This window comes from Corynebacterium sp., from assembly GCF_052107835.1.
GTDB lineage: Bacteria > Actinomycetota > Actinomycetes > Mycobacteriales > Mycobacteriaceae > Corynebacterium.
On record NZ_JBQEDF010000001.1, the window covers coordinates 30,024 to 46,641 of the forward strand.

16 protein-coding genes are annotated in these 16,618 nt (G+C 68.3%); 2 read left to right on the plus strand and 14 right to left on the minus strand.

Annotated features, from left to right (window positions below; all coding sequences use genetic code 11):
* The first annotated feature begins 120 nt into the window (after positions 1-120).
* Positions 121-1,674: an ABC-F family ATP-binding cassette domain-containing protein gene (locus ACTIL2_RS00130; protein ID WP_442335410.1), complete on the plus strand. Its 1,554-nt coding sequence runs from the start codon at positions 121-123 to the stop codon at positions 1,672-1,674.
* Positions 1,675-1,720: 46 nt separating this feature from the next.
* Positions 1,721-2,059, plus strand: a complete 339-nt coding sequence (locus ACTIL2_RS00135; RefSeq protein WP_442335411.1) for an antibiotic biosynthesis monooxygenase family protein — start codon at positions 1,721-1,723, stop codon at positions 2,057-2,059.
* A 544-nt stretch (positions 2,060-2,603) separates the two neighbouring features.
* Here ACTIL2_RS00135 and ACTIL2_RS00140 read toward each other — a convergent pair.
* The 14 genes from ACTIL2_RS00140 to ACTIL2_RS00205 all read right to left on the minus strand — a co-directional run bounded on the left by ACTIL2_RS00140 (position 2,604) and on the right by ACTIL2_RS00205 (position 16,538).
* Positions 2,604-3,539, minus strand: coding sequence for a hypothetical protein (locus ACTIL2_RS00140; RefSeq protein ID WP_442335412.1), 936 nt, complete (start codon positions 3,537-3,539; stop codon positions 2,604-2,606).
* Positions 3,536-4,690 carry a tRNA 2-thiouridine(34) synthase MnmA gene (gene mnmA / locus ACTIL2_RS00145; RefSeq protein WP_442335413.1) on the minus strand — a complete coding sequence of 385 codons (1,155 nt, stop codon included), beginning with the start codon at positions 4,688-4,690 and terminating at the stop codon, positions 3,536-3,538. The genes ACTIL2_RS00140 and mnmA overlap by 4 nt, the downstream gene beginning before the upstream one ends.
* Before the next feature lie 48 nt (positions 4,691-4,738).
* Positions 4,739-5,638, minus strand: coding sequence for an ATP-grasp domain-containing protein (locus tag ACTIL2_RS00150; RefSeq protein WP_442335414.1), 900 nt, complete (start codon positions 5,636-5,638; stop codon positions 4,739-4,741).
* A gap of 22 nt (positions 5,639-5,660) precedes the next feature.
* On the minus strand, positions 5,661-6,773 hold the full coding sequence (locus ACTIL2_RS00155) for a cysteine desulfurase family protein (RefSeq protein ID WP_442335484.1): 1,113 nt from the start codon (positions 6,771-6,773) through the stop codon (positions 5,661-5,663).
* Between the two features lie 56 nt (positions 6,774-6,829).
* Positions 6,830-8,437 carry a cation:proton antiporter gene (locus ACTIL2_RS00160; protein WP_442335415.1) on the minus strand — a complete coding sequence of 536 codons (1,608 nt, stop codon included), beginning with the start codon at positions 8,435-8,437 and terminating at the stop codon, positions 6,830-6,832.
* 347 nt (positions 8,438-8,784) lie between these two features.
* Positions 8,785-9,738, minus strand: coding sequence for an electron transfer flavoprotein subunit alpha/FixB family protein (locus ACTIL2_RS00165; RefSeq protein WP_442335416.1), 954 nt, complete (start codon positions 9,736-9,738; stop codon positions 8,785-8,787).
* A 47-nt stretch (positions 9,739-9,785) separates the two neighbouring features.
* Positions 9,786-10,574, minus strand: coding sequence for an electron transfer flavoprotein subunit beta/FixA family protein (locus ACTIL2_RS00170; protein WP_442335417.1), 789 nt, complete (start codon positions 10,572-10,574; stop codon positions 9,786-9,788).
* A 159-nt stretch (positions 10,575-10,733) separates the two neighbouring features.
* The gene (locus ACTIL2_RS00175) at positions 10,734-11,951 is read right to left on the minus strand and encodes a THUMP-like domain-containing protein (protein ID WP_442335418.1); all 1,218 of its coding nucleotides are present in this window, start codon (positions 11,949-11,951) and stop codon (positions 10,734-10,736) included.
* Between the two features lie 16 nt (positions 11,952-11,967).
* Complete coding sequence (locus tag ACTIL2_RS00180) at positions 11,968-12,900, minus strand: NUDIX hydrolase (RefSeq protein WP_442335419.1); 933 nt, start codon at positions 12,898-12,900, stop codon at positions 11,968-11,970.
* Positions 12,901-12,933: 33 nt separating this feature from the next.
* Positions 12,934-13,797, minus strand: coding sequence for an ABC transporter ATP-binding protein (locus ACTIL2_RS00185; protein ID WP_442335420.1), 864 nt, complete (start codon positions 13,795-13,797; stop codon positions 12,934-12,936).
* Between the two features lie 150 nt (positions 13,798-13,947).
* Positions 13,948-14,955 carry a tetratricopeptide repeat protein gene (locus ACTIL2_RS00190; protein WP_442335421.1) on the minus strand — a complete coding sequence of 336 codons (1,008 nt, stop codon included), beginning with the start codon at positions 14,953-14,955 and terminating at the stop codon, positions 13,948-13,950.
* Between the two features lie 11 nt (positions 14,956-14,966).
* Entirely contained in the window at positions 14,967-15,287 is a 321-nt protein-coding gene (locus ACTIL2_RS00195) for a hypothetical protein (RefSeq protein ID WP_442335422.1), read from the minus strand.
* Positions 15,288-15,297: 10 nt separating this feature from the next.
* The gene (gene nucS / locus ACTIL2_RS00200; protein WP_442335423.1) at positions 15,298-15,990 is read right to left on the minus strand and encodes an endonuclease NucS; all 693 of its coding nucleotides are present in this window, start codon (positions 15,988-15,990) and stop codon (positions 15,298-15,300) included.
* Between the two features lie 47 nt (positions 15,991-16,037).
* Complete coding sequence (locus ACTIL2_RS00205) at positions 16,038-16,538, minus strand: DUF2550 domain-containing protein (RefSeq protein WP_442335424.1); 501 nt, start codon at positions 16,536-16,538, stop codon at positions 16,038-16,040.
* Positions 16,539-16,618 lie beyond the last annotated feature (80 nt).

Genomic DNA, 16,618 nt, shown 5'->3' on the forward strand with positions numbered 1-16,618 from the left:
TCATGATCATCGTCGACCTCCCCCACGCGTCCTGCTGACGTAGAAGAGCCCGCCGCCCCCAAAGAGGTGCCGGTGAGAGCCTCCGTCAGCGTCCCCCGCTGACCCCCCTGGAGGCCGACGATGTTATCCCACTCCCCTGTCGTTTGTGACGACCTCACTTTCTCATGGCCGGACGGCTCCCCCGTCCTGACCGGTGTCACCGCGTCCTTCACGGAGGGACGCACCGGCCTGACCGGGGCCAACGGTACCGGCAAGTCCACCCTGCTGCGTCTGATCGCCGGTGACCTCATGCCCGATTCAGGGCATGTCTCGGTCACTGGCACAGCCAGCGTCGGATACCTGCCGCAACGCCTCACATTGCAGACGACGGGCACCGTCGCCGACCTCCTCGGAATCGGGGGAAAGCTCGACGCCCTGCACAGCATCGAGGCCGGCTCCACCGACCCGGAGGATTTCGAGACCATCGGTGCTGACTGGGATGTCGCCGAGCATGCCCGGGCGGATCTCGACGGTGCAGGTCTGACCGATATAGACCTCGAACGGAGTGTGGGAACACTCTCCGGTGGCGAAACCGTCCTCGCCGCCCTGGAGGGGTTGCGCAGTGCCGGGCACGAGGTCGTCCTGCTGGACGAACCGACGAACAACCTCGACCGGCCCACCCGCGGGCGCCTGTACCGTATGGTCGCCGACTGGCCGGGAACACTCATTGTGGTCAGCCATGATGTTGAGCTGCTCGACCTGATGGACATGACCGCCGAACTGCACGGCTCGTCACTCACGGTGTTCGGTGGCAATTACAGTTCCTACCGCGAGCACCTGGAGCGGGAGCAACAGGGCGCCGAGCAGGCCCTACGTACCGCCGAGCAGGATCTACGCACTGAGAAGCGCCAGCGGGTGGAGGCACAGACCAAGCTCGCCCGACGGCAGAGTTACGCGAGGAAGGACTTCGCGAACAAGCGCCGTCCGAAGATGATCATGAACAACCGAAAGCAGGAGGCACAGGTCAGCGCCGGAAAGCTACGGACCGAACTGGACGGCAAGGTCGATACCGCCCAGGCCCAGGTCAATGAGCGGGCAACACAGGTCCGCGACGACGACCAGGTCCGCATCACACTTCCCGATCCGGATGTTCCCGCCGGACGCGTCATCGCCGAGCTTCCCCTGGCTGGGCGCACACATGTGCTGCAGGGCCCGGAGCGAATCGCGATCACCGGCCCGAACGGGTCCGGTAAGACCCTCCTGCTGGAGGATCTCCTCACGGGACGCCGAGGCGTGCTGCACACCGACCGGGTCGGTTACCTCCCCCAACGCAGTGATCACCTTGACGAGGACGCGGCCATCATCGACCACGTCCGGGACGCCACACCCGAGGCCGATCCACAGCAGGTCAGAGCGGATCTCGCCCGGTTCCTGTTCACCGGCGACACGGTGAACCGCCGGGTGGGTGACCTGTCCGGCGGCGAGCGCTTCCGTGTTGCCCTGGCGCGGCTGCTGCTGGCGAGCCCACCCAACCAGCTGCTGATCCTTGACGAGCCGACGAACAACCTCGATCTCGCGACAATTGACGCCCTGGTGGATGCACTCGCGTCCTACCGCGGGGCGCTGATCGTGGTCAGCCACGATGAGGTGCTTCTCGAACGGTTGGGGACGGTGGAAATCCCGCTGAAGCGATGATCGGTAGGCTCGCGGTCGATCCAATCCCCCATCACCAAGGAGCACCATGTCCGTCGTGAAGATCAACGCCATCGAGGTCCCCGAGGGCGCCGGCCCGGAGCTGGAGAAGCGCTTCGCCGCCCGCGCCCACACCGTCGACGACTCCCCCGGTTTCGAGGGCTTCCAGTTGCTCCGCCCCACCTCCGGCGACGACCGCTACTTCGTGGTCACCACGTGGGCCACCGAGGAGGACTTCCAGGCCTGGGCGGCTGGTCCGGCGAAGGCCGCGCACAGTGGACCCCACGGCGGGGAGGGCAAGAAGCCCGTCGCGTCCGGTGCGTCACTGCTCGAGTTCGAGGTCGTGGATCTGGAGGCCATCGCCGCGCAGCCGGGTTCGTCAGAGTAGTCGACCGGATTCAAAGCCTAGGTAACCGAGCATGGCTTCACTCGCCTATGGCGCAGCGTGCGTGGTGCAGGCTGTGTACAGCGTGGCCGTGGCAATACGGCTACTTCATGTGCCGCCTGGCAGGATCTGACCCTACCTCGTGGCAGCATTAGTGATAACCGCTGTCCTTGCTTGGTTTACTTGGCACCGTCCGCGTCATATTGCCCGGATAACCGGGGCGGCAACCGCTGCCGCTCTCTCATACGCCGGCACCGCCGTGCTTCTGTCCTGGATTGCTGCGCCGCCCACCAGTGTTAACGATGTCACCTGGTCATTGCTGGTCCCGTTTGTGGTGACATGGGATCCCTGGGTCGCGTTCATCATCTGTATGGCCGCAGGTGGAGCTACCACGATTCGCACTAACGATGCTGCACTCACTTCCCTGAAGCGGTGAACACGTAAGAACCGGAGCCGATTCTGTCGATGGCGTTGAATCGAGAGGCCCGAATCGGCCCCCGCCCTTACACCTCCCCAAGGGGTCCTCGCCACTGCGGGTTCCCAGACGTCAGTTCCGGTGCAGCAGCTCCGCAGCACCGCGCACGGTCCGCGCCAACTCGGCCGCGGCATTCGGTGTCAGGACGCCGTCCGCACAAGCCACCAGGTCAATCTGCGGCTCCGGGCTGGCGACGTCGAAGGACCACTGACGCCAGGTGCGCATCACGGACCGGGCAAGCTCCTCGCTGGACCGTGAACCGTCGACCCGCCAGGCCACCGAAGCCCCCGCATCGATGAGCCGCGCAACATCGTCCGTCAACTCGTCCACCACAACGCAGGACGCGCCGGTCTGCATCAACTCCGGCAGGATGCAGCCGGCGTCCAGTGCCACGTCCCGGCCGATCTGCTCCACAAAGCGCCGCTCGACATTGACGGCAATCTCCCGGTCCACGCTCATCGTCTCGAACTCGGTGGCACCCTGCAGTTCAGAGAGCACCTCGGGCAGGCGCTGCTCATGGACGTGCACCACCGAGGCACCCACCGAATCAGCGAACTCGCGGATGCCCTCCCCCAGCGCCAGCGCCACATCGCGGAACGCCGGACGGTCGAAGCACAACGGATGCCCGTGGTACTCGACCGAGGCCCCGAAGGTCCACGGACCGGTCACATGCAGCATCAGCCGCGCGGTGTCCGCGTTCGGCATCGTCTCGGCAACGATGTCGGCCAGTTCATGCTGGCGTCCCAGGAAGTACCGTGCGTCCAGTGTCCTGCCCGGTGCGATCTCCCAACCGCGGGCGTGGGAGCGGAGGTAGGGCCCGCCGACGAGCACGCCCATCGCCGCCGTCGTCGCCAGGGGATCATCCTGCGGCAGGCTCAGCGGCGGTACGACCCCCACGTCCTCGTCGACATCCCGGGTGCGTCGGGTGGCCGCGGACAGCGACGCCCGCAGGTCAGTGTGGTTGGTACGGACATCCTCCCACCAGGCGAAGCGTTCCCCACCGCTCACGCAGAGCGCTCCGCGGCGGTGTCGGCAACAGGGTCGACGTCCGCAGCGTCCGACCACGGCTGGGTCGCCAGAATCGTCCCGGAGCCCAGCAGGATGTCACCGTCGGCATCCGGCAGGTAGACCACCGCGGCCTGACCACGCGCGACACCACTGAGCGGCTCGTGCAGCTCCAGCTCCACGGCGGCCTCCGGTCCGTCGGACGCAGCACCGGTCAGCTCGGCAGTCGCGGGAACAACTCCGCCGTGGGCACGGACCTGCACCTCGCACTCGAACCGCGTCCCGTGCACGGCCGGATCCAGACGCTTGAGCCGGTCCGCGGTGATGTGGCCGATGCGTAGGTCCTCGCGGCGTCCCACCGTCACTGTGCCAGTGGACGCGTTGATGTCCGTGACGTACCTCGGCTGCCCGTCGGAGGCGGGACCAGCCAGGCCCAGTCCCTTACGCTGGCCGATGGTGAAGCCGTACACGCCGTCGTGCTCAGCGAGTTCCTCGCCCTCGACGGACTGCACCATGCCGGGGCGCATCCCGATCTTCGTGCCCAGGAACGCCTGGGTCTTGCCGTCGGGGATGAAGCAGATGTCGTGGCTGTCCGGCTTGGACGCCACACCCATGCCCAGGTCCTTGGCCTCGGCGCGGATATCCGGCTTGACGGTGTCTCCGACGGGGAACATGCAGTGCTCCAGCTGCTCGTCAGTGAGCACGCCCAGTACGTAGGACTGGTCCTTGTTGTCGTCGATGCCACGGCGCATCACGCCGTCGTGCAGGCGCGCGTAGTGCCCGGTGACCACCGCATCGAAGCCCAGGGCGATGGAGCGGTCCAGCAGGGCCTCGAACTTGATCTTCTCGTTGCACCGCAGGCAGGGGTTCGGGGTCTCCCCGATTTCGTAGGACTCCACGAAGTTGTCGATGACGTCCGCCTTGAAGCGGTCGGAGAAGTCCCACACGTAGAACGGGATACCCAGCGAATCGCAGACACGGCGCGCATCGGCGGAGTCCTCCAGCGAGCAGCAGCCACGCGACCCGGCGCGCACGGCCTCCGGGGACTGCGAGAGCGCCAGGTGCACGCCGATGACCTCGTGGCCCTCCTCCAGTGCCCGCGCTGCAGCCACGGAGGAATCCACTCCACCGCTCATTGCCGCGACAACCCGCATGGTTCTTCCCTTCTTGTCCTCTCGGCCCAACGTGGTCAGCCCTTCACCCTACACCCTGGCCAGACGGGATAAAATCGCGTCCGCCAGCACCTCCGCGACCTCCGGGACGATGTGGAAGTGGAAGGCCGGCTCAAAGAGTTCGGCCTCCAGCAGGACGCGGCCGTGCTCGGCGGAGTCCACCATGTCGATCCGCCCGTACAACGGCATGGGAGTTCCGGAGACGTCCCCGACCAGGGCGATGACGTGCTCGGCGAACGCCTGTTCCTCGGCGGTGAACCCCACCACTTCGGGGTGTCCCTGGTAGACGCCGCCGAGGTAGCCGCCGCCGCGTTCCAGTAGCGGACCCTTGGCGATCGCGTGGGTGACGTGGCCGTCGACGAGGTACACGGCCTTCTCCCTACCGTCCGAGAGTTCGGGGACCTCCGGCTGGAGCATCACGGTGCCGCCGACCCCGAGTGTCTCCCGTGCCAGGTTCCGTGCCGCAGGGTCGGACGCGGCGAACAGCCCGGTGTGCGCCGCCCCCGCACCCACTGTCGGCTTGATGACGACCGGGGCCCCACCCATCCCCGCGAGTGCCTCGGCCACGGACTCCTGCGTGTCGTGGTAGGTGGTGGGGATGACCGGGACACCGGCATCGGCGAGTCCGCGCAGATACTGTTTGTCCATGTTCCAGAGGATCAGCCGTGGGTCGTTGAGCAGCCGCGTGTCGGACTCCTCGATCATCGCGAGCCATCCGGCGAACTCCGCGACCCGGTGCACGTAGTCCCAGGGGCTGCGGATGACCAGTAGGTCGTAGGACCCCCAGTCCACCGAACTGTCCCTCCACTGCACCGGGTCCGCTTCCACCCCACGTGCGGCGAGCGCGGCGACAAGGGGCGCGGTGTCATTGTCGGGGTCCTCCGGAGTGAAGAATCCCGGGTCCGTCACAACGATGCCGATGGTGTTCACGACGACCGAGCCTATCAGGAGCTCAGAATGCCATTCCGGCGGCACGTGCCTGGTCGACCACGCCGGGTAACAGCGAGCACAGCCGGTCCACGTCCTGTGGGGTCGTCGCGCTCCCCAGGGTCAGGCGAAGGGCGCCCCGGGCGACGTCCACCGCCACACCCATCCCGGTCAGGACGTGGCTCGCGCGGTTCACCCCGGCAGAGCACGCCGATCCGGTCGAGGCATCCACCCCGGCGACATCCAGGAGCATGATCAGGCTGTCGCCCTCCGCCCCGGGGAATGCCATGTGGACGTGGCCGGGCAGTGCCCCGGAGCCGTCCGGGCCAGGATCGGTGTACAGCTGGGCCTCCGGGATCCGGCGGACCGCGTCCACGATCTGTGCCTGGAACCCCGCCAACCGGGCGTGCTCGGTATCCATCTCGGCGACCGCGGCAGCCAGTGCAGCGGCGGCACCGGCCGCGCCCTGCGGGTTGGCCGTCCCGGAGCGCACACCACGTTCCTGTCCCCCACCACGCAACGGACTGACGAGGTCGGCGTCCCGGCGCGCCAGCAGGAACCCCACCGACTTCGGCCCGCCGAACTTGTGCGCGCTCGCCGCCAACGTGGTCGCCCCCAGGCCGTGGAAGTCCACCGGGAGATGACCCACGGCCTGCACCGCATCCACGTGGAAGGGCACGCCGGCCGCCGCCCCCGCGGACGCGAGTTCGTGCACCGGCTGCAGATTCCCGGTCTCGTTGTTGGCCCACATGCACGTCACCAGCGCATCCGCCGCCGGATCCAGGGTTGGCACCGAACCGACACGGCCCCTGCCGTCCACCGGCAACGGGACGTGCTCGAAGAGGTCGCCGAGGGCCCCACCGCACAGCCAATCCACGGTCTCCACGACCGCCGGGTGCTCGGTCACCGCCGAATGGATACGCCGCGCCCCCGTCCCCCGTGACTTCCGCGCCCCGAAGGCCAGCCCCTGGACCGCGAGATTGTCTGCCTCGGTACCGGACGCGGTGAAGATCACCTCCGCCCGGTCGGACCCCAGCAGCGAGGCGATCTGTTCCCGCGCGTCCTCCAGCACGCGCTGTGCCTCGCGTCCGGACGCGTACTGCCCCGCCGGGTTCAGCAGGGGTGCGGTCTCCTCCATCGCCGCGACTGCTTCAGGACGCAGCGGTGCGGTTGCCGCGTGGTCGGCGTAGATCCTCACTTCTCCTCCGGCAGTGACAGCAGACGTCGGTCGATCTCGTGCATCTTCTCGGCGACGGCCTCCGGGTCAACGCCCTTGCGGTAGCGCGAGGCTGCGAGACTGCGCTGCGCGGCGAACAGGGACTCCCGCCGGACCTTCACCACACGTCGGGCGATCTCCGCATTGCGCCTGCGCCGCTTGCGCAGGGCCTCGGCATCCGGGTGCTCCTCATCGACCTCATCGTCGGAACTGTCGTCGAGGGCCGACACCGAACGCACCACACCGAGGCGTTCGGTGATCCTGGCTGCCTGGTCCGGGGAGAGCCCCTCCTCCACGCCACGCCGCACCACGGCGACAGCGGACTGGTAGGCGTCGTCGAGCGCCTGCTCGGTGACCTTGTCGTCCAGGTCGTGGAGATCGTGGTGGTTGCGCAGGTAGTTCGTCAGCGTCGGCAGCGTCAGTCCCGGGATGACCATGGTGCACAGCAACACCGTGAAAGCGACGATGGTGAACTCGGCGCGCATCGGGAAATCCACCGGGTTCAGTGACAGCACCAGGGCGAAGGTCACCAGGCCACGCATCCCCGACCAGGTCAGCAGGATGACGTCGCTGAAGCGGACGGGGGCCCGGTACCGGCCCTTCCTCGTACGGTTACGCCGGAGCAGGCCTGTCATCCACACCAGACGGACGAGGATCAGCACCGCGGAGATCACCAGGCCCCACCAGACGGGGTCGAGGTGGTTGGTCTCCTCATCGAAGATGGCGTCGCGGACATTCATGCCCATCAGACCGAAAGCCAGGCCGGTCACGAGCAGTTCGATGACCTCCCAGAACGCCGAGCCGGTCAACCGGGAGTCCGCGGCGGTGGCGTCCACCCGTGACGTGAGTTCCACCACGGCGACGACAACGGCGATCACCCCGGAGACGTGAATCTCCTCGGCGGCGAGGTACACCAGGAACGGCAGCACCCAGGTCAGCGCGTTGCCGGCCACCGGCGAGTCCAGCCATCCCAGTGCCAGTGCGGAGATCCGGCCCACGATCCATCCGAGGATCACCGCTCCGATGGCGCTGTAGACGAACGTCCCTCCGGCTTCGACCCAGTGGATATCGTCGTGGAACTGCGCCGCGGTGATCGCGGCCGAGAAGATGACCAGGGACGCCGCGTCGTTGAACAGGCCCTCGGACTGCAGCGAGCCGATGATCCTGCGGGGAATACCGGCGGGCTCGGCCACGGCCTCCACCGCGACCGGGTCAGGGGGTGCCACGGCTGCGGCCAGCGCCATGGCACCGACCAGTCCCACGCCGGGGATCAACCACAGCAGCACCCCGGTGACCACGGCGACGGTGATGAAGACCAGGCCGACCGACAGGCTGAGGATGGTGCGCCATTGGTCGCGGAACATCCCCCAGGATGTGCGGCGGGCCAGCGCCCACAGCAATGGCGGCAGGAACAGTGGGAGGATCAGTTCGGGGTCGATTTCCACGGTCGGTGTCCCGGGAATGAACATGACCGCGGTGGTGACGAGCAGGAGCAGCACCGGCCACGGCAGGCCGATACGGTCCCCGACCCCCACCGTCAACACTGTCGCAGCCATCAGACCGACGAGGACAAGGAGGGTGGTCATGTCAGGACAGCCTACCCCGGTGGTGGACGGCATGATGGACCCGGGGCTGACCCCGGACTGCTGAACTTTCGCACTGTGAGCGTGGACAGCGGAACGGTGACCTGGGGTTTTCCGATGACGAACATCCCGAGAGGTGCGAAACTTTACCGGGTGCGAAAGTTTCGTGGCCGTTCCCCATCCAACCCCGGCCCCTTCCATGAACCCCGGAGTTTCATCGGGCGGTGCGCACAGATCGGTCCCCGGTCATGGTTCTCGCGGAGAACACCATGACCGGGGACCGATTCACCTGCAGCATCCGCGGTGGGTGCTGACACCCCCGCGGGTCCCGGTACCGGGACCGGGAAGCACTAGGAGCGGTTCTTCAGCTCCTCGGTGGCCTGCGGGGCAACCTTGAACAGGTCGCCGACGACGCCGAAGTCGGCGATCTCGAAGATGCCGGCCTCCTCGTCCTTGTTGACGGCGACGATGGTCTTGGAGGTCTGCATGCCGGCCTTGTGCTGGATGGCGCCGGAGATGCCCAGGGCCACGTACAGGTTCGGGGACACGGTCTTACCGGTCTGCCCGACCTGGAACTTGCCCGGGTAGTAGTCGGCGTCCACCGCGGCGCGGGACGCACCGACAGCGGCACCGAGGACGTCGGCCAGCGGCTCGACGACGTTGGTGAATCCCTCGGTGCCGGCGACACCACGGCCACCGGAGACGACGATCTTCGCCTCGGTGAGCTCGGGACGGTCCGCCTTCTCCGCCGGGGAGAAGGAGGTGACGCTCACGGCGGTCGGGCCCGCGGCGGGGAGCTCGACGGCGTGGACGTTACCCGCGGCCGCCTGCGGCTCCGGATCGACGGCGCCAGCGCGCAGTGTGTAGACCGGCGACGCGCCACCGGCGGTGGAGTCCACGGTGAAGTCGCCACCGAAGACGGAGCCCTTGGCGGAGCGGTCGGCGTTGATCTCGATCTGGTCGTACAGCACACCGGAGGCCACGCGGGCGCCGACGCGGCCGGCGATCTCGTTGCCCGCGGCACCGGCGGCGACGAGGACCGGCACCTGGAACTGGGCGGCCAGGCCGGAGACGGCGTCGACGGACGGGGTGACGACGAGACCGTCGGCGGCGTCCGACTCCGCGGCGTAGATGTTCTCGGCGCCGGCCTCGGCCAGGCTGGCCTGCAGCTTCTCGGTGGTGCCGGGGGCGCCGACGACGACGGCGCCGACGGCACCGAAGACGCGGGCGGCGGTGATGAGCTCGCGGGTGGCGTTCTTCAGTTCACCCTGCGTGTGCTCGACGAGTACCAGGACGTTGGTCATGGTTGTGGATGTCCTTTCGTGAAAGGTGCGAGTGTGTTTCGGGTGAACTAGACGAGCTTCTTGGAGACCAGGTACTCGACCAGCTTGGAGCCGCCGTCACCTTCGTCGGTGACGATTTCACCGGCGGTCTTCTCCGGCTTCGGGGCGGCATTGGTGACCTGGGTCGCCGCGGCGGCGAGGCCGACGTTGCCCGGGTCGACGCCGATGTCCGCCAGGGAGACTTCCTGGATCTTCTTCTTCTTGGCGGCCATGATGCCCTTGAACACGGCGAACCGGGGGGTGTTGGCCTTCTCCGTGACCGACACGATGGCCGGCTTCGGGGCCTCGACGCTGTACACGCCGTCCTCGGTCACGCGCTCGCCGGAGACCTTGTCACCGGAGACCTCGAGGCTGCGCAGGTGGGTCAGGGCCGGGATCTGGCGGTACTCGCTCAGCAGGCCCGGGACGGCACCTGCGACGCCGTCGGTGGAGGCGTTGCCGGCGATGATGAGCTCGATGTCATCGACGAGGTTCAGCGCGTTGGACAGGGTCCAGGCGGTGCCCAGGGCATCGGAACCCGCGAGGGCATCGTCGGTGACGAGAATCGCCTCGTCCGCTCCGAGGGACAGCGCCTTGCGCAGTGCGTCCTTGGCGCTTGCCGGGCCGACGGAGAGAACGACGATGTTGTAGTCGCCGCCCGCCTCCTTCAGCTGGAGTGCGGCCTCGACGGCGTTCTCATTGATCTCGTCGAGGACCGCGTCCGCGTTTTCGCGGTCGAGGGTGAAGTCGTCATCGGTCAGCTTGCGCTCGGAGTAGGTGTCCGGCACCTGCTTGACCAGAACCACGATGTTCGACATTCGTAGGCCTTCCTGCTTGGGGTGCTTTTCTCGGACCGAAGTCTACCTGCAAAGGACGGTGACGTTGCCCACAATCCCCTATTTTCCTAGAACCAGTCACGTGGGCACGCCGTCGACCTGCGCTTATCTCCGGCGTTCGCGAAAAATATTCTTTTATCACTACCCCCGCAGGGGAGCCTCCCGCCCGATCACGGCCACCGGGGCGTCGCCGAGTCGTGCCACCACGACCGTCAGGGACGCACTGCCCCGCAGCTTCAGCTTCCGGCGCAGGGCGTCCGGATCCACGTCCACCCCGCGCACCAGGATCTCCAGCCGCCCGCAGTCCAGTCCCGCCAGCGCACCCCGGAGCTTCTTGAGTGGAACCCGGTCGAGCACCTCGAAGACCCGCTGACCGGGCAGCAGATTCTCCGCGACGTCCCCGTCCAGACGGTCGCCACTGAGGTACGCGATGTGCGGGTCAATCCGCCACCAGCCCAGGGCCGCGGCGTACTGCCGCACGAGTCCGGCGCGCACCACGGCACCGTCGGGGTCGAGGATGTACCTTCCCACGTCCGCGACCTCGTGCGATTCCCCGTCCGACGACGTCACCTCCGTCCGCCTGCCGTCGCGCAGCACCACCGCACGACGTTCGTGCAGCGCCAGCCCGGGGCTGTACAGGCAGGCCTCCTTGACCCCGCCGTCCACGCTGACCACATCGACCTGGCCGTCCCAGCCGCTGTAGTCGATGCCCGGCGCGCACTTCACCGCGACCCCGCAGGACACCCGGCCGCGGTAGGCCTCCAGCAGGTCCGGCAATGGTGGGACCAGGTCCCTCGGGTCCCGGATCCGTCCCCGGGCGGTCCGGCGGGCGGGGTCGGCGACAACCACGTCCACCGCCCCGGAGGCGAACACCGGGCGCACCGCGTCCGCACGGACGAGCGGCACAGATGCGGCCTCCGTGCCGGACACCGCCATGTTGTACCCCGCCATCGCCAGCCTGGACGGATCCAGGTCACCGCCGACGACCAGCCCGGAACGTGCCGCGAGATGCGGGAGCTCGGTACCCACCGAACAGGTCACGTCGGCGACGGTGCGGGTGGAGAGGTCACCGAGCACACCGGCAAGATGGGACGCCCGTTCCGCCGCCACCACCGCCGGGGTGGCCTGCTGCGCCGACTCCGAGCACACCAGCCAGTCCCCCGGCATCTTCCCTCCGGCGACCGCCGAGCGCCGGGCGGTGACCAGTTCCGCCACGGCACGGGCATGGTCCCCGTAGCTCCCGCGCAGCGACGTGACGTCCCGCACGCTACTGGACGCCGAGAGGTCCATCGCCCCGGCCTCCGCGACGACTTCCGGGTGTGCCGCCAGCCAGGCGACCTCGTCAACGGTGAAACTCACGCGAGCCGGCCCGGGGTCACGTGAACCGCGACGGAGGCAGGTCCTCCGGATCGACGTTGAACTTCATCCCGGGTGCGAAGACGCGCTCCGGGTACCCGTACATGCGGGTCTCCAGCAGGTAGTACTCCGCCATGTAGGGCACGTCGATCGGCTCCTCGCGCACCGGATCGACGCGCAGCGCCCCGGCGAAGTCCATTACCTCGTCCACACTGTGGAAGGTGTCGATCATCTTCAGCTGCGCCCAGGTCGGGGGCATCAGGTTGATCTTGCGGTTGCGCCATCCGTCCAGCAGCGTGCCGGGACGGAACCACCCGGTCGACGTCGCCTCACGGGTGTCCCCGTAGGCCTCCTGGCCCTCCGGCATCTGGGCCACGAAGAAGGCCGTGTCGTACCGGATGGGCTGGGACTCCGGGGTCACCCAGTTCGCCCAGGGACGCAGCAGGTCCCCGCGCAGCTCCAGGTCGTGCATGCTCAGGAAGTCGGAGAAGGCCAGGCGGTGATGCTCAAGCTCCGCGCGGTACGGCAGGTAGGACGTGGTGTCATGCACCGTGTCCGACTCCGATCCCGCGTGGCCGGCCAGCAGCGTGCCGGTCTCCTCGAAGGTCTCCCGGACCGCCGCACACACCAGCGCCCGTGCCAGTTCCGGGGTGGTCGCCAGTCTCTCGGCCCACCAGTCGGTCGACGGCCCCTGCCAGCCGATGTCCGGGGACTCGTGGCCGTCGCCGTCCGCATCCCCCGGAAGGTCACGGGCGTCGACGCCCCCACCGGGGAAAACCGTCATCTCCGCGCAGAAGCGCATCGTGCTCGCACGCTCCTGGACGTAAACCTCCGGGCCACTGAGCGTGTCCCTCAGGAGGAGCACCGTCGAAGCGTGGCGAGGGGTCACCGGCTCCGAGCCTCCCGGGTCCCCTGAACCCTGGTCACCTGTGCCCTGTGTACTGTCCACCATGCTCTCCACCATAGCGCTCCCCCGCCCCGATCCTCACGCACGGTGGCTGCCGCCCCGGCGCGTGCGGCGGGCGAAGTAGCGGTCACCGTCCACGGTGAGCGTGATCGGCTGGTGGTAGGCACGGGTGAGGTTCTCCGACGTCATCACGTCCTCCAGTAGCCCCTGCGCCACCACGTGGCCCTCGTCCAGGATCATGCCGTGGGTGAATCCCGGGGGGATCTCCTCGACATGGTGGGTGACCATCACCATCGCCGGGGCGTCCGGATCGGCGGCGAAGTCCCCCAGCAGGGTCACCAGGTCCTCGCGTCCCCCCAGATCCAGGCCCGCCCCGGGCTCGTCCAACAGCAGCAGTTCCGGATCCGTCATCAGCGCCCGGGCGATCAGCACCCTCTTGCGCTCACCCTCACTGAGCGTCCCCCAGGTCTGCTCACCGAGGTGCAGCGCACCCATCTGCTCCAGGATCTCCATCGCACGCAGCTCATCGGCGTCGTCGTAGACCTCCCGCCAGCGCCCCATCACGTCGTAGCCCGCGGAGATGACCAGATCCAGGACGAGTTCCTCGCCGGGGATGTGGTGCGCGACCGCGGCCGACGACATCCCCACCGCCGTCCGCAGTTCACGCACGTCGGTCCTGCCCAGGGTCTCGCCCACGATGCGCGCGGTTCCCGAGGACGGGTACTCGCGCGCCCCTGCAATGGTCAGCAGCGATGTCTTGCCAGCGCCGTTGGGCCCGATGACGATCCACCGTTCATCCACCTCGACCTGCCAGTCCACGGGGTGGAGGAGCACTGTGCCGCCACGGACCAGGGTCACGTCCCGCAGGTCCAGGACGAGGTCCTCGTCGAGGGCGTCAGCGGTTGCCGGGGAAGAGATGATCGTGTTGTTCACACCCCCCATCGTGCCCTATCCGCCTCCTGTGACGTCGGAGGCACTCCGCGCTGACACCCTCCCACCCCCTTCGACGGCATCACGGTATCCAGGGCTCGTTCAAAGGTCCCCGGACCAACCCGGAATGCCGCGATGCGGACGCGCCACCCACGGGTGCCCTCAGAACAGTGCCGAGGCCATCCGGGTCCGGGCGTCGATGACCTCCGGGTCGGCGGAGTCGTACATCGAGAAGACCTCCAGCAGCCTATCGCGCGCGGCGTCGCGCTCGTCGCCCGCATTCACCCGGATCCGGTCGATGAGGGTGTCGAAGGCCTCGGTACGCCTGCCCTCCAGCAGCATGGCGTCGATCTCGTCGGCGGTGCCGGCCGCGGTGCGTTGCAGCAGCAGCGCCGTCACCTTCGCCGCGGCTGCTTCACCGGCAGCCTCCGCGGCCTCCGGGTTTTCGGGGTCCGCGGCGGACTCGCTGATGATCCGGTCGTACACGGCGACCGCACCCCCGTAGTCCTCCTCCTCGAGCAGCTCCGCCGCGGCGTCGAAACGGGGGTCGCCGGGTGCCTCAGCGTCGGCGTCGTCCCCGTCGTAGGCCTGCAACGGGTCCTGGTCGGACTCCCCGGCCGTGTCCCCGCCGGCCTCGGGCAGCCCCGGCAGCCGTCCCTGCACGGTGCGTACAACGGCCTCGACGAACTGTTCAACCTGCTCGGCGGGCTGCACACCCTCGAAACTTGTCAGCGGACGCCCGGCGGCCAGCGCCAGCACGGTCGGGACCGCCTGGACCTGCAGCGCCTGGGCGATCTCCGGGGTGGTGTCCACGTTGACCTGCCGGAACACCCACTGGACCGGCTCGTCGCCGTCGTCCTGCGCCTCGGCGAGGCGGGTGAACTCGGCGGCCATCTGCTCGCATCCCTCGGCCCGCGGACTGCCCAGCAGCAGAACCACCGCGACCTGGGTGGAGCGCACCACCAGGTCCTGCTCGAAACTCTCGGCGGTGACCTCCGCGCTGCGCGGGACGCGGGCACCGGAGGTGGCCTCCTCCCTGGTGCGCTCGGCGGCGCGCTGCCGTTGGTCGGACGCCTCCTTCAAGGCGCCGAGGTCAACAGCCCTGGCCGAGAACCTGTCGGGGGCCGATGGGGCCCCGTGGGAATGTCCGGGGTTATTCGGAGTGCTCATGGGGATCCATCCTATCGCTTCCCTCTGCGCCTCCGCTGCCAGCACCCGGAATGCCAGTGGCGCCTGTCGTCGGCACCCCGGAGCGTGTCCGGCCATGCGACGATGTGGGGCACCCCCGGCGGAATGTTCTGGTTGCAGCCCGGGCACAGGTAGTACTTCTGCGCCGCCGACGCACCCATCCGTCTCACCAGGTAGGGCTCGGACTCCCCTCCCGGCAGGTGCGACGGTCCGTCCTCCCGACGGGTCCCCAGGTAGGACGCCCCGTCCCGCGGGAGATCACGCGGCGGCTGGCCGGCGTGGCCGGTTCCCCGGGGCCTGTTACGGCGTGGCATGCGACGGGCCTCAGAACAGCCGGAGCTCGTCGGACTCCACTCCGCGCATCTCCTGGTAGTCCAGGGTGACGCACCGGAATCCACGGTCCTCCGCCAGGGTCCGTGCCTGCGGCTTGATCTCCTGGGCGGCGAACACCCCGTGCACGGGGGCCAGGAGTTCATCGCGGTTGAGCAGGTCGACGTACCGGGACAACTGCTCGACACCGTCGATGCCTCCCCGCCGCTTGATCTCCACGGCCACGGTCTGGCCGTCGGCGTCGCGGGACAGGATGTCCACCGGGCCGATGGCCGTGGGGTACTCGCGACGGACAAGGGTGAACCCCGTTCCGAGGATGTCGATCTGGGCCGCGAGGAGTTCCTGGAGGTGCGCCTCCACGCCGTCCTTGACCAGGCCTGGATCCTCACCCAGCTCATGGGCGGTGTCGGAGTGGACCTCGCTGATACGGATACTGAGGCGCTCCTTCTTCGGGTTCTCCACCGTCCACACCTCGACGATGCCCTGTTCCGCCTGCTCCTCGGACGGGTCCCCCTCCGTGAGCGTGCACGGCGGCGTCATCCAGTTCAACGGCTTGTAGGCGCGGTCGTCGGCGTGGATGCTCACCGAGCCATCCGCCTTCACCATGACCAGACGGTCAGCCTCGGGCAGGTGGGCGGCAAGACGCCCCTCGTAGTCCACGGAACAGCGGCAGATCACCAAACGCATGGGAGTCAGGCTACCCGATGGGCAGGAGCCCGCATCACGTCAGTCCGTCACGCCCGGCCGCGGCGCCGGGTCACCCGCGAGGCCGACCGGATGAGACGCGCCGACGGGGCCGACTCCAGCCAGGAGACCAGGGCGGTGTCCCCCGCGTCGTCCAGTGCCACCTCCCACCGGCGTTCGTGGTCGTCCAGGGTCAGTACGTGCAGCTCCGCCTCAAGGAACTTCGCCTCCATGTCGCTGATCGGGCGCCGGCCGTCAATCTCCGTATCCTGGCGTGACAGCTCCACATCCGACTCGGGACGCAGCGAACGCAGTTTGTAGACCCGCGCCCTCGACGACCCGTAAACAAGAACCCCGTGGCGCCAGTGCCTGCCGTCCGGATTCGGCAGGCTCCTGATCACCACGGGGAGTCCCCGGCTCCTGAGGGTGAGGAAACGCCCTCCCGCGATCACAGCCCCACAGGCGAGGACAATCACGGCCACGGTCACCAGGATGGTCCAGAGCACCAGCCACGCCCCTTCTCGTTCGTCGTCGGCCCCGGTGGCCGTCACACCCACCGGGGAACCTTGCGCACTACAGCTTGAGGAATACAGCTTTCCGACGATGTTACCGGGGCCGCACGACAGCACCA